This is a genomic window from Acinetobacter entericus (genome assembly GCF_026168575.1).
Lineage (GTDB): Bacteria > Pseudomonadota > Gammaproteobacteria > Pseudomonadales > Moraxellaceae > Acinetobacter > Acinetobacter bouvetii.
In genome coordinates, this window is record NZ_JAPEQW010000041.1 from 1 (window position 1) to 13,801 (window position 13,801).

The 13,801-nt window shown below is 40.8% G+C and carries 12 protein-coding genes and 2 pseudogenes; 4 read left to right on the forward strand and 10 right to left on the reverse strand.

Translation table 11 applies throughout. The annotated features are described in order from the left end of the window. Positions 1 to 150 precede the first annotated feature (150 nt). Positions 151 to 314, forward strand: a pseudogene (locus tag OKC24_RS17785) (IS256 family transposase); the annotation flags it as partial. A gap of 315 nt (positions 315 to 629) precedes the next feature. Here OKC24_RS17785 and OKC24_RS17790 read toward each other — a convergent pair. The 7 genes from OKC24_RS17790 to OKC24_RS17820 all read right to left on the reverse strand — a co-directional run bounded on the left by OKC24_RS17790 (position 630) and on the right by OKC24_RS17820 (position 9,724). Then, positions 630 to 1,985: an ATP-binding protein gene (locus OKC24_RS17790; RefSeq protein WP_111885205.1), complete on the reverse strand. Its 1,356-nt coding sequence runs from the start codon at positions 1,983 to 1,985 to the stop codon at positions 630 to 632. After that, positions 1,985 to 2,647: a response regulator gene (locus tag OKC24_RS17795; RefSeq protein WP_086194903.1), complete on the reverse strand. Its 663-nt coding sequence runs from the start codon at positions 2,645 to 2,647 to the stop codon at positions 1,985 to 1,987. Before OKC24_RS17795 ends, OKC24_RS17790 begins: the two co-directional genes overlap by 1 nt. A 140-nt stretch (positions 2,648 to 2,787) precedes the next feature. Continuing rightward, on the reverse strand, positions 2,788 to 4,095 hold the full coding sequence (locus tag OKC24_RS17800; protein WP_104442406.1) for a TolC family protein: 1,308 nt from the start codon (positions 4,093 to 4,095) through the stop codon (positions 2,788 to 2,790). Further along, the gene (locus OKC24_RS17805; protein WP_016165445.1) at positions 4,092 to 4,418 is read right to left on the reverse strand and encodes a DUF3240 family protein; all 327 of its coding nucleotides are present in this window, start codon (positions 4,416 to 4,418) and stop codon (positions 4,092 to 4,094) included. Before OKC24_RS17805 ends, OKC24_RS17800 begins: the two co-directional genes overlap by 4 nt. Then, positions 4,411 to 7,494 (reverse strand): efflux RND transporter permease subunit, encoded by a 3,084-nt coding sequence (locus OKC24_RS17810; RefSeq protein WP_111885206.1) that lies wholly within the window; start codon positions 7,492 to 7,494, stop codon positions 4,411 to 4,413. Before OKC24_RS17810 ends, OKC24_RS17805 begins: the two co-directional genes overlap by 8 nt. 10 nt (positions 7,495 to 7,504) lie before the next feature. Further along, the gene (locus tag OKC24_RS17815; RefSeq protein WP_111885207.1) at positions 7,505 to 8,743 is read right to left on the reverse strand and encodes an efflux RND transporter periplasmic adaptor subunit; all 1,239 of its coding nucleotides are present in this window, start codon (positions 8,741 to 8,743) and stop codon (positions 7,505 to 7,507) included. A 279-nt stretch (positions 8,744 to 9,022) separates the two neighbouring features. Next, positions 9,023 to 9,724: an IS1 family transposase gene (locus OKC24_RS17820; RefSeq protein ID WP_004282341.1), complete on the reverse strand. Its 702-nt coding sequence runs from the start codon at positions 9,722 to 9,724 to the stop codon at positions 9,023 to 9,025. A 60-nt stretch (positions 9,725 to 9,784) separates the two neighbouring features. Between OKC24_RS17820 and OKC24_RS17825 the strand changes: the two are divergent. After that, positions 9,785 to 10,183, forward strand: a pseudogene (locus OKC24_RS17825) (DDE-type integrase/transposase/recombinase); the annotation flags it as partial. 201 nt (positions 10,184 to 10,384) lie between these two features. Here the strand turns inward: OKC24_RS17825 and OKC24_RS17830 are convergent. The 3 genes from OKC24_RS17830 to OKC24_RS17840 form a co-directional block, all read right to left on the reverse strand. Continuing rightward, on the reverse strand, positions 10,385 to 10,756 hold the full coding sequence (locus OKC24_RS17830; protein WP_032029059.1) for a rod shape-determining protein: 372 nt from the start codon (positions 10,754 to 10,756) through the stop codon (positions 10,385 to 10,387). A 187-nt stretch (positions 10,757 to 10,943) separates the two neighbouring features. Beyond that, positions 10,944 to 11,276 (reverse strand): type II toxin-antitoxin system HicB family antitoxin, encoded by a 333-nt coding sequence (locus OKC24_RS17835; protein ID WP_005404859.1) that lies wholly within the window; start codon positions 11,274 to 11,276, stop codon positions 10,944 to 10,946. Beyond that, the gene (locus OKC24_RS17840) at positions 11,273 to 11,521 is read right to left on the reverse strand and encodes a type II toxin-antitoxin system HicA family toxin (RefSeq protein ID WP_004812233.1); all 249 of its coding nucleotides are present in this window, start codon (positions 11,519 to 11,521) and stop codon (positions 11,273 to 11,275) included. The genes OKC24_RS17835 and OKC24_RS17840 overlap by 4 nt, the downstream gene beginning before the upstream one ends. Before the next feature lie 253 nt (positions 11,522 to 11,774). Here OKC24_RS17840 and OKC24_RS17845 point away from each other — a divergent pair, with 253 nt between their 5' ends. Together OKC24_RS17845 and OKC24_RS17850 are read left to right on the forward strand one after the other, a co-directional pair. Beyond that, positions 11,775 to 11,984 carry a hypothetical protein gene (locus tag OKC24_RS17845; protein ID WP_004976362.1) on the forward strand — a complete coding sequence of 70 codons (210 nt, stop codon included), beginning with the start codon at positions 11,775 to 11,777 and terminating at the stop codon, positions 11,982 to 11,984. Positions 11,985 to 12,233: 249 nt separating this feature from the next. After that, the gene (locus OKC24_RS17850) at positions 12,234 to 13,688 is read left to right on the forward strand and encodes a SulP family inorganic anion transporter (RefSeq protein WP_026438532.1); all 1,455 of its coding nucleotides are present in this window, start codon (positions 12,234 to 12,236) and stop codon (positions 13,686 to 13,688) included. Positions 13,689 to 13,801: the final 113 nt, after the last annotated feature.

Genomic DNA, 13,801 nt, shown 5'->3' on the forward strand with positions numbered 1-13,801 from the left:
AAAACAGTCTTCAGCTTACCATTCGTGGTTATTTGCAACAGTGCCATTTTAAGTATCTGATGAACCCTTATTCTGCTTCCAAAAGACTTTTACATTATGTAAAGATTGGTGAATTTGTTGACATATACTACCTTCAGGGACAACCATTGTATCAGAGGAGACATTAGCTATCCTGCTAAAGTACATCATACAATTTATACAAATGAGTCATTGAATAGTGTGATCCGTCAATCAAGAAAAGAAAAATCTTTTCTTCCGATGATTCTATGAAGAAAGAAGTAATTTACTTCGCAACATTAAATCCTGCTAAGAAATAGACATTGCCAATCTTATGTGGCATTACTACTCATGACTTTAAGCAATGAATTGATTTACTATTCATTTCGATGGTTGATTAAATGATCATTTATAAAAAATCGGACTTACACAAAATGAGTTACAGACTCTAATATCACCCTCACTTTAAGTGGCATAAGTTATATTACTGCTTTTATCAGACTTATGCTGCAATATATGAGTGTAGGACAGTAGGCTTTTTTACCTCTGTCGCTATATAGCCATAAGTAGTTATGGCACCCCAATCTTCAATTTTGAAAACTAGTTCTCAGCCCATTAAATAGCGTCATTATTTAGTTCTGCTGGTTAAATTCAATCCTAACCATAAGACCACCAATAGCATTTGTCCGACGTAACTCAACTTTTCCGTGATATAAATCGACAATTTGCTTAACAATCGATAAGCCGAGACCACTACCAATAATGACACTGTTCTGATTCACCCTATAGAATCTTTGGAAAATCAGCGGTATTTGTGCTTCATCCAAACCAATTCCATTATCCTCAATCTGCACAAAGCTATAATTTTTAACACAGCCACAACTGATTTTTATGACACACGGGCGTTCATAACTACGATAGATGATGGCATTCTCTAAAAGATTACGGAGCATAATTTCCAATTGATCCATTTGTGCCATGACCAGGGCCGACTCCAGTTGTAACTGTAATTCAATCTTTGCCTGACGAAGCTGAAAATCCATCATCGCAAGGGTACTTTGAATCACATTAACGAGATCAACCGAGCCTTGAGCTTGATGAGCATCGGGTTCAATCCGTGCCAAGGTTAGTAACTGCGTAATCATTCGCGAGGTTTTATCAATGCCAATCATGATGTCCTCAGTTGCTTCTCGCGCCTCCTCGGTAGAACGTGCGCTCTGCAAAACTTGTGCATGCAGGCGGATCGCAGCTAGAGGTGTACGTAACTCATGAGCTGCATTTGAGGTGAAACGTTTTTCACGTTGCAAACTTTCTGCAATTTCACTCAATAATGTATTTAATGAATTCACCAAAGGTTCGATTTCTTTGGGTACGACAAGATTAATAGGTTTTAAATGCTCAATCGACTGCTTTTCCAAGTTTTGACTGATGCTGAACACAGTAGAAAGATGGCTGCGTATGATCTGTAAAATCAGCCAGGACAGTAATGGTAAAAAAAATGCTGAAATCCCTATTAAAAATAACAACATATCTCTCTGAATATCCTGACGGATCGTCCAAACCTGTGCAATTTGTACTTGTATAGTGTGGGTGCTGTCCCAAACCGAATAACTGCGATAGGTTTTATTACGAATCTGAATCCAGCCAAAGTTGGCTTGCTGGACAAACGGATGTGTGCCAATGCCAACCGAACGATAAATCAACTTGCCATTACGATGCCAGATCTGGAATATAATCTGATTATAATGCTCCCCTTGAGCTTTCTCGATGACCGTATGATCCGGGATTCGCCCCGCCAGTGAACTTGAAGTAGTCGAAAGTAAAGCATGGGCTGTTTCAGCCAGTGATTTATCAAAAATATTATTCGCGGTACGCTGCATTCCCCAGTAAATACAACCTAAACTACCCACCCACACACTGGCGGTGATGACCATTAAAATAAATGATAGACGTCTGGTCAGTGAATAACTGCGAATGAAATTGGCCATTAATAATTTTCATCCATAATATAGCCAAAACCCTGCACTGTACGGACAATGTTTTTCCCAAGCTTGCGCCGTAAATTATGAATATAGACCTGGATCACATTACTGCTTACATCCGCATCATAGGCATAAAATGAGTTTTCTATGCTCTCCCGTGAAATAATCCGGCCACGGTTAAGGATAAAGAGTTCCAGCAAGTGAAATTCTTTCTGAGTTAATTCAACTTCAGTTTGATCTCTCAGTACCTGTTTGGTCGCTTTATTAACTGCAATATTGCCAATCTGAATCAAATCACTCACTTCACCTGAAATACGGCGCAATACCGCTTGAATCCGTGCAATGACTTCATACAAATCATATGGCTTAACTACAAAATCATCTGCTCCTGCATCCAAACCTGAAATACGCTCCTGAATTTTATCCTGAGCAGTCAGAATAATAACGCCTACTTTATTCTTTTTACGGCGCAGTGACTTTAAAACTTCCAATCCATTCCGGTCTGGCAAACCTAAATCAAGCAAAATAAACTGATAATCATAACTCGCCAAAAAATGATAGGCTTGCTCTGCTGTGGTGGCGATATCGACCACAAAATTTGCATGATCTAAGCCCCGTGCTGTCGCCTTAGCCAGTAAGGCATCGTCTTCAACTAACAATATTCTCACGTCTGAGCTACCTTCTCATTCTGCTACTTATAAGCCTATATTTATTTCTGTGAAAGCGGCAGGTACTCTGGCCCAAGAAAGACAGAACACCAACCGAATAATGATCATACAAGGCATTGATATATCAGCACTCTACTATTTTACTCTGCCTGATGATCCTCATGTAAAGGCCATAACTGATGCGAATTCAGCAATAGTAAACTCAAGCTTTCTGCATAATCAATTTTGGCTTGATCAATTCGACCGCGCGCATCAACCAGTTGCTGTGAATGAAGTAACAGTTCATTTAAACTCAATTCACCAAGCTTATATGCTTTTTGCATCAATCCATGTTGTTGCTGTAACTGTGCCAAATTCTGTTGAGCCTGCTCACTCCGTACAGTTGCCGACTCCATCTGCGTAAACCAGTATTGCGTTTCCTGACGCAAACGGTTTTCTACTCGTCCGATCTCAAAATTGGCCTTTTGAGCTTCCGCCATGGCCATACCAGAAGCTATACGCACTTGCCGACTGGCGAGTGGAATTGAAACGCTCACACTCATCAAGTTTTCAACGCCAGACTGTTCACGACTATAGCCCACTCCGACCGTAGGATTAGGTACCCGATTGAGTTGCTCTCTTTTGACTAATGCATCTTGCTGTGCTGCCTGTGTTTTAACCAGCTCAAGCTCATGGTTGGCAGACAAAACCTGCTGTATCCATTCAGTCTGTGTATATTCGAGTGGTCGAATTTTGATGACATCACTGCTCCAGTGTTCTGGAATATTTCCCTGATAATCACGTGACAATAACTGCTGTGCTTGATAGTAAGCTGTTTTAGCCTGCATATATTGCTCTTCGATTTGCCGCGATTCATTGCTAAGTAGCATCAGTTCCAGTCGTGGGGCATCTCCAGCACGAATACGCTGCTGGGTCATTTGCATATAGTGCTGTATTCTTGCTTGCTGTTCCTCTAAACGCGTCAATTGCAAAGCACTGCGCATATATGCAAACCACTGATTTAGCAAATTTTTGGCAACTTCATGTTTGGCATCTTCATATTTTAATTCCGCAATACTCATCCCTCGTTGCGCCAAATCCTGATCCAGCTCGTATTTGCCAGGCAAACGAATCTGCTTTTCAATACCAAAGCTCGGCTCATAACTATTGGACTTTGTTTGACCATCCTGGGCGTTGCTGTTACGAAGCTGCATGCCTGCACGCACGGTCCAGGGATGGCCCAGTTTTAGCCCCTGTCCTGCAAAATTGGCATAGTCCTGGTCCGAAACTGCCGATCGAACAGTTGGATGCTGTAACAAGCTCTGTTTGACCGCATCGAGTTGCGGCAAGACTTGATCCAAAGCGGGTTCCGCGGATACGACAGAAGTCATCATCACACAACAGCCCAAGCCCAGTAAACGTAAGGCTTTACCCAGCAAACGGGGTTGAGTCGCTATCTCTGGTTTCATTCGTTCACTTCTCCTTGACCAGCATAACCCGATGTTATGGTTGGTAATACCCAATAGAAACAGTCACTTGATTTAAATTTCTTTTGGATATGGGCTAAAACTAAAGGTACAGTTGCGAGGGGTAAAATCAACAGAATCAAATTACGCTCAGTTGCACCCCGAATTTTTTCTTGAATGTTGCGATAATGTTGGCGGCTGCCGAAACCTTGTGCCGGGATACAGGTACATCCTGTCACAATCTCGGGAATAAGCCATAAATGGCTCATTAATTCTTCCGCAATATCACTGGAGATGTTGATAGAGAGTTGGCACATTTCAGACATGAGTATCTCGCACTAAACCAAATTGTTTGAACAAGTTAGGAAGTAAAATCAGCGTCAGTAAGGTGCAGGAAATTAATCCCCCAATCACCACGATCGCCAATGGACGCTGAATTTCAGCACCTGGCCCAGTGGTAAAGAGCAAGGGAATTAAACCCAAAGCCGCGATACTTGCAGTCATCATTACTGGACGTAAACGTCGCATCGCCCCCTCACGAACCACCTCTTCAATTGCAACGCCGCGTGAAATGAGCTGGTTAAAATAACCGATCATCACCAAACCATTCAGTACGGCAATCCCCATTAATGCAATAAACCCAACAGAAGCAGGTACCGATAAATATTCACCGGTAATGGCTAAGGCTACGACTCCCCCAATTAAAGCAAAGGGAATATTCACAAAAACCAGTACTGCCTGACGAACAGACCCTAAAGTTGTAAAGAGCAGGAAGAAAATCATGGTCAACGCTGCAGGGACAACCAGCATCAGACGCGCTGCTGCACGTTGTTGATTTTCAAACTGTCCACCCCATTTCAATGAATAGCCGGCCGGTAATTTAACTTTCTGGGCAACCTGCTGTTTTGCTTCCTCGACAAAACCAACCAGATCCCGGTCACGCACATTGGCACGGACAACGGACATTCTTGAAGCATTTTCCCTGTCAATTTTGACGACGCCTTCAGTCTTGACCATTTCTGCTAAAGAGGACAACGGTACAGCCGCTGAGTTTGCAACAGGTAAATTCATGTTCGCGAGGGCAAAACTGGATTGTCCCAGACGTGGATCACCTTTCATCATCAATGGAACTGGTCGCCCCTGTTCAATAATCGAACTAATCTGCTGCCCTTCAATGAGCATTTTGAGTTGTGCCTGTATGCTCTGACTATCTAACTGATTGCGGACAGCCATATCACGACGAATACGTAATTCCTGATATTGCACCCCAGAATTTTCCAAAGTCATGACATCTTCACTGCCTTTGATCCCTTGTAGAACGGTAGAGATTTGCTTAGACAGCTGATTCAGCTGATCTAAATCGGTACCAAAAATTTTGACGGCCAAATCTCCACGTACACCCGATAACATTTCTGAAGTCCGCATTTCAATCGGCTGACTAAAGGTGAGATTGACCCCAGGAACATCGGCCAATACATGGCGAATTTTGGCTAAAATCTGCTCCTTACTTTGTCCCTGCCACTGATCTTGCGGTTTCAAAATGACAAAGCTATCGGTTTCATTTAAGCCCATAGGGTCAAGGCCCAGTTCATCCGAACCGGTTCTTGCCACAATGCGGGCCACTTCTGGAACTTGTTTTAGAATTCTTCTTTGAATGTCCAGATCAAGTGCAATCGAATTTTGCAGGCTGATCGATGGCATTTTTTCCAGCTGCAATATGGTGTCACCTTCATCCATGGTTGGCATAAAGGACTTACCAATGAGTGGAAAAATGAGTGCAGCAACCACCAAAGCACCTCCGGCCAAAGCATAAACACGTTTCGGATGGACCAAACTTGCATTTAACACCTTGCTATATGCCTGTTCCAGCTTAGCAACAATATACGGCGTGTGATGTGCTTGAGATTTTAAAAAATAGGAACACAGCACCGGAATAATCGTTAATGAAAAAATCAGTGAGCTCGACAATGCAAAGACAATGGTCAGTGCCACTGGAGAGAAAAGCTTCCCTTCCAGACCTTGCAACGTCATTAACGGAATGAAGACCAGCATAATAATGATCATTCCTGCAGTCACCGGCACCGCCACCTCACAAACTGCGCGATAAATGACATTCAGCGGGGGTAAAAACGAACGGTGTTTGGACTCGTGTGCATCTGCCAGTTGCATTTCGATATTTTCAACCACCACAACCGCCGCATCGACCAGCAAACCAATGGCAATGGTTAAACCACCCAATGACATCAGGTTGGCACTTAATCCAAACTGACGCATCATTAAGAAAGTACTCAACGCAGATAAAGGTAAAATCGCGGCAACCACCAAAGCGGCTCTTAAATTGCCTAAAAACAACAGCAATAAAATCAGGACCAATACAATCGCCTCGACCAAGGTTTTACTCACGGTATGAATGGCACGATTCACCAGTTCACCACGGTCATAAAAAGGCTTGATCGTAACGCCCGGGGGTAAGTTTTTCTCAATGTCATGCAAATGTTCACGCACACTTTGCACAACCTGACGTGCATTGGCGCCTTTTAAGGTGAGGACAATCCCTTCAACAGCTTCACCCTGACCATTTTCGGTTACCGCTCCGTAACGGGTAAGGGCACCGGTATGAACATCGGCGACATCCTTCACTTGCACCAGCGTCCCCTGATGATTGGAAACAATAATCTCACCCAGCTCTTGTAAATTGGTGACACGACTATCGCTACGAATCAGTAATGATTCTCCATTTTCATTCAGACGCCCTGCACCGTCACTTGCATTATTTAATTCAATTGCTTGTTTTAACTGATCAAGAGATAGACCTCTCGATGCCAGAGCATCCAGGTTAGGTGTCACTTCAAAGGTACGTGCCAAACCACCCAGGACATTGACATCCGCTACCCCTTCAATTTTTCTGAGCTGTGGACGGACGACCCGATCGAGCAAGGTTCGTTTTTCCATATCACTCATAGGACCATGTAAAGTGAACATAAAAGATTCACCTAATGGCGTCGTCATAGGCGCAATCCCGCCAGAGGCATTGCCAGGCAAAGCTGACATGACTCCAGTCAAACGCTCATTGACCTGTTGTCGGGCCCAATAAGGATCTGTCCCTTCTGCAAAATCCAGGGTAATGATTGCAATAGCATATTTAGATTGTGAACGTAGTACAGTTTGATGAGGGATTCCCAACATTTCCTGTTCTATCGGTACCACAATACGGCTTTCCACCTCTTCTGGCGTCATGCCAGGAGATTTCATCACAATTTGAACCTGTGTGCTTGATACATCGGGAAAGGCATCAATCGGCAATTTGGTAAATGCCAAATAACCCGCAACACTGATTGCCATACCCAATAACAGCATTAGGATTCGTTGACTCAGTGAAAATGCAATAATACGTTTTAACATGTGCCTAACCTCAATTCACCGCAGTGCTACTGCTGGCAGGTGGTGCCTGCTCTGCACCGAAACCTGACCAAACGGCTTTTAGACGTTCGACACCCCGCACAGCAACTTGAATTCCAGGTTTTAATGCATTTCCAATCACATGACTTTGCTGCTGGTTCGCCCCCACCAGTTCCACAGGCGTTGCCACGAAACCATTTTGATTCTTGATAAAAATGAAGTGCTTGTTATCTTTTAAAGTTAAGGCAGCACTCGGTATTACCCATGCGGTTTTTGTTGTCGGGTTATGGCTTTGAATATTCGCTTTAACAAACTGTTGTACTTTTAAACAGTTATCCTTGGCCTGCATTTGGACTAGAACATTTTGAGATTGCGTATTGCCTGAAAGTGCTGGTGCAATTTGTTGTACCTGCCCGGTAATTTCACACCCCTCAACTTTGACCAAATCGCCAATCTGGATATATTTGCTATCCGCTAAAGGGGCTTGCAGCATTAATTGCAAAGGTAGATCACTATTCACCAACTGGCCCAGTACTGCACCGGTTTCTACATACTGACCTGCAGATACCTGTAAACTTTCTACACTGCCTCTGGCTGGACTTTTGACATACACTACGGAATTCAGTCCCTGACTGCTACTTCCTCCCATAAACTGCAACATGCGTTGCTTGGCACTCAAATCAATATTCAGTCGTTGCACTACATTCTGGGCTTCCTGTACACGTTTTTCAGCAATAATCCCTTCAGCATATAAACTGCGTTCACGTGCCAAATTTTGGCTGGCCAATTGCAGTTGTGCACGAATTTGTAAAATTTCATTTTGAATCTGAATTAAATCAGGGCTATGAATGGCCAGTACAGGACTGTGTAAACCCACTTCTGCTAAAGGTTGCACTAGTACCTGTTGCACTATCCCCGCTACAGGACTGGTTAAAACCACTTTACTTTGAGGTGACCACTGCGCTTGCCCCTGCAAAGTCAGTGCGAATTGTACATCTCTTGTCGCTTGTCCTAAAGTTTGTAATTGAATACCTGCTTGTTGAATCTGTGTGGGCGAAATTAAAATCTGATTACCAGACACATCTATTGTTTCTGTTTCATTGGCGACTACATTTTGTGTCTTTGATTTTTCCGTTTTATTTTTATTTAGTAGTAAACTGCTGCCCCACCAAATTCCTAAAATCACCAAGGCCAATGTGCAAATACTGAGAAATATTTTATTATTTCGTAATACACCCACTTGTTGACTCACTGATCTACCCTCAAAAATATTTTCTCTCAGGATAAATTTAAGTTCTTAAGATCTAATTAAGTTTGGAAATCCAATTTTTTCAGGATCTAAAGGGTAATTTCCACTTAAGCATAATATCTCGGTTATTTCTAAAGAGCAGATGAAGGCGGAAAAAGAAAACCATATCCCCCCTTATCTCGATAAGCAATGAGTTTGCTTAAATCAATTCAAGAATATACTCAGCCACAAAGTTTCATCTGCGTTAAAGGGCCAGGTGGTGTTTCAAAAAGTATGCTGGCATTAAACGAATCCATTATTGATATAAAAGAACACTAAATCAAAGGCTTTGAAATGATTTTCAAGCTTTTTGGAGAAGTTGCAGCTTCTCCTAAAGCCTCGCCTGATTCGATGCCGTAATCGACAATTATTGCCTTCTATACCCACAGTGAAAAATTTACCAATCAACTGTTTGCATTCTTTAAAGGTCGTAACAAAGCTATCCCAATGGTCACTTGATATACATGTATAGCTTACACCTAACTGCTTCAATTTTAATTTAAGTCGTTTTGCAGTGGCTAAATCTCGGTTACCCCATACATAAGCAACAATTTCACCTGTTTCTCGATGATAGGCATAAATTAGCCATTGTTTATTTTGCTTATGACCAACAAAAGTCCAAAACTCATCTACTTCAAGGGTTTCATAATGACTTTGCTGTGCTCGAAGTTGATATTTTGATTGGCTAAGTGTCCGTAGAACTTTACCGATACTTACTCTTTCAATTTCTGCTATATCCCTGACACCACTGCCTCGCACCATGAGGTGTAATATTTTGGTTTTGATACCTGAGTGACAGCCTTGATAACTGAGAGCATGATCACCAATAAATTGACGTCTGCATATTTTACATTGGTAATTTTGCTTACCATCTACTTTTGTGCCATTTTTCTTTATACTGTCACTTAGGCAGGCTGGACACTTGATTTCTAGAGTTATTCGCATTTCTCTATTTTATCAAAATCCAACCTGCTTTTTTTCAGCATACTTTTTGAAACACCACCTGATTTTTATCTTTCTTCTAGACGTAATACCAAATCAGCATATTGTTTTCTTGGAAAAATTTTAAATAATGTGAAGAAGTGGCAAATTCCACAAGTGATCAATACGGATAAAGCACCCACATATGGAGGTGCTTTATTACGGTTAAAACAGGAAGGAAAATGTCCACCAGACCTTGAGCACAGGCAGGTTAAGTACAAAAATAACGTGATCGAATGTGATCATGGTAAGTTAAAGCGGATCATCAGGGCCACGTTAGGATTCAAATCTATGAAAACGGCTTATGCCACAATTAAAGGTATTGAAGTCATGCGTGCACTGCGTAAAGGACAAGCTTCATCATTTTATTATGGTCAGCCTCTGGGTGAAGTGTGTCTAATCAACAGGGTTTTCGGTCTCTAAGCACTTTTTAAAGGGAACTTCATCGACTCAAATTTCTATTTGCAACAGTGCCTCTAAAAGGGGCTTAACCGCCATTATGTTAAATAGGGCTTATAAAATTATTCTTCAATAGAATTTCCANTTCATCGACTCAAATTTCTATTTGCAACAGTGCCTCTAAAAGGGGCTTAACCGCCATTATGTTAAATAGGGCTTATAAAATTATTCTTCAATAGAATTTCCATCAAGGTCATATAGCTTTACTTCTCTTGCACCAGCATTAAAAAATAACTCCTTAAAAGCTCGTATTTCAATCTTAGTTAAACTACCTTGTATCGGCTCCATTATTTGGACAATCGTAATAGGAGCTGTAAACTTGAAAAAAGATAAACCGTTAGAATGGTGTCTCATTAAAGCTTTTAATGTTGTTGTAGCGCTTTCAAAATCTGCCAAAATCATTCTTGGGTGATCATAAGGTGATTTAGGAATTTCAGTTGCTTTGGCTATGCCATTCTCTGCCATCAAACTTATACGGTTTTTGTAAAAATGTACCCATATCGCTTTAGGATATTTTTTTAAATCGTCTCTTATCATTTTAGTTCTTAACTTGGATGCTCATTTAATTATAAATATATATTTTTTTTAATTTCAATTGGATAATTCTTAATTTCTTCTAAAATTGACATAATACACCTTACACGAAACTAAAAAAATGGGAGCTTTAAGCTCCCATTTTTGCTGAGTTTTTCAATTTTTAGGTAGTAGCCTAGGCTTCAATAAATTACGCACCTAAACGCATTAACTTTTCTTGAATCGCCTCACTGACAAAGGCATTTAGAGAATTACTTGATGCTAAAACCGCCTTACGGTGCAATTCAGGGCTAATACGGACATTAAAAGTGCCTTTGAATGGTTGATCAGGAGATTTTCCTAGTTCAGCACATGATTCTAAATAGCCGTCTACAGATTCCTGAAAAGCTTTCTCAAGGGCTTTTAAAGTTTCCGCTTCATAGGTAATAAGATCACGAATAAAAGCAAGTTTTCCAAATAACTCACCTGTTTCAAGATCAGGCTCAATTGTTCCGAGATAACCTTTGTACTTTAAATAGCTCATAAAAATCCCTCCTGCTTGAGTGCCTGTTTTACAGCTTTCAATGCCCCACCTTTGATTTCATTTTCAGGGTGTGGTCTATGCAGTAAAATCATATGTTCAGTTTTTTCATTAAAAAACCGAACACGAGAGCCTGCCATTTCAAATTTTTCATAGCCGAGCTGGCTCAGTAAAACGACTAAATCTTTATATGGAAACGTATTTTTTGAATTTCCAAATTTTTCCAATAACTTTTCCGTTTTACCCATATTTTAGCCCTACTCAGTTACGACTAAGTATAGTCCCTTGAAATTAAAAAATGCAACTAAATTTAGTTGCATTTCATATAACCGCCATTATGTTAAATAGATAGCATTTGGGGGATATTATTTATTCTTTCAATAGGCAGAAACTTGCAAAATTTTTCTTAATTTGTAATCCTTGCGGCCAAGGGTGTCTAGCGTAGCTAAGACAGGTATTCGTTATAGTCGGGCCGCTATAATACGGATGACGAGTGCCTGTATGTTTAACCTAAATATCTTTAACAAGATCTCTAGCGAAGTATTGACCATCAAAAATGATCTTGAGCTGAATTCTGAAAATCAACTGATAACTAAGTATAAGACTTCTACTTCTGAAGATTATAAACAGGCTATTGTTTTGATTTTTAAAGAACGTGGCTATACACGTTTGGAAATAGGTCAATTACTTGGGGAGCCAAAAGCTTCATAAAATACCGATTAAACAAAGCTTGGATATAACATCCAGGCTTTATAAAAAAGTACCTAGCTGTTACTCTTGTCCTGATTTTTTTACTCTAAAACGTTCTTTCATCTTATGACACTTACGCCACCTTAAGTTTATTTATCGTCTTAAATCTGTAAATAACTCATCACTGTCTAGTGATGTGGTGTAGTCGTTTGTGTGTTGTATATATCACATCACTAGCCTATCTGAAAAATTAAAAAACAGGCTATGTTTATGTTATCTAATGTCCGAGAACAGTGGTTCTCTAACATCCGTGGGGATGTACTTGCCGGATTAGTCGTCGGTCTTGCACTCATCCCTGAAGCCATCGCATTTTCAATTATTGCAGGTGTAGATCCTAAAGTTGGTCTATACGCATCCTTCTGTATTGCCGTCGTGATTTCTTTCGTAGGTGGTCGTCCTGCCATGATTTCAGCAGCCACTGGTGCAATGGCGCTGCTTATGGTCACATTGGTCAAAGAGCATGGGCTTGAATATCTGCTGGCAGCAACAATTTTGACAGGCGTGATTCAAATATTGGCAGGCTATTTAAAGCTCGCCAAGTTAATGCGGTTTGTATCTAAATCTGTGGTTATTGGATTCGTAAATGCGTTAGCGATCTTAATTTTCATGGCTCAATTGCCTGAACTGATTAATGTGACCTGGCATGTATATGCTTTTGTTGCTTTAGGTTTAGCAATTATTTATCTATTCCCTCTGGTTCCCAAATTAGGAAAATTACTCCCTTCTCCACTAGTCTGCATCATTGCAATCACATTATTGGCAATCGCTTTAGGAATTGATGTACGGACCGTGGGCGATATGGGGTCTTTACCTGACACACTTCCAATGTTCTTGATTCCAGATATTCCTTTGAATATTGAAACATTGATGATTATTTTGCCTTATTCAGTCGCACTGGCGGCTGTAGGTTTACTTGAATCGATGATGACAGCAACTATCGTGGATGAAATGACTGATACGCCAAGTGATAAATATCAGGAATGTAAGGGACAAGGGATTGCGAATATTGCTTCTGGCTTTATGGGTGGCATGGCCGGTTGTGCAATGATTGGTCAATCTATGATTAACGTAAAATCAGGTGGCCTTACACGCTTATCAACATTCTCTGCGGGCATTTTTCTTCTTATTCTGGTTGTATTTATCAGCGACTGGCTCAAAGTGATTCCAATGGCTGCATTGGTAGCGGTAATGATAATGGTCTCTATCAGTACCTTTGAATGGAGTTCTGTCACTCAGTTAAAAGATAATCCTAAGAGCAGTAATATCGTCATGATTGCGACGGTGATTGTAGTTGTTGCTACGCATAACCTGGCTTTGGGTGTGTTAACAGGCGTATTACTTTCAGCCTTGTTCCTGGCGAATAAACTTGAAAATGATATCCAGGTGACAGCATCTTTTGAAGGAATGGCCCGTTTATATGAGTTGAGAGGTCAGATCTTCTTTAGTTCTTCTGAAAAATTCATGCAAGGTTTTGACTTTAAAGAGGATGTAAAGGAGGTGATTATTGATTTGACCCATTCTCACATTTGGGATGTAACATCAGTCGCCATGCTTGATTCTGTTGTAAATAAATTTCAAAAGAATGGTGCGAATGTCACAGTACGTGGTCTAAATGAAGCCAGTTCGATCATGATTGATAAGTATGGGACACATGCCAGAATTTAAGTTTTAAAAATTCTATATTTATATAGAATTTCTAAAATTAACATAATACACCTTATACGAATCTAAAATGTAAGCCCAAAGTAGAAATGTCCGGTTTCTCCAAAGTAAAAATG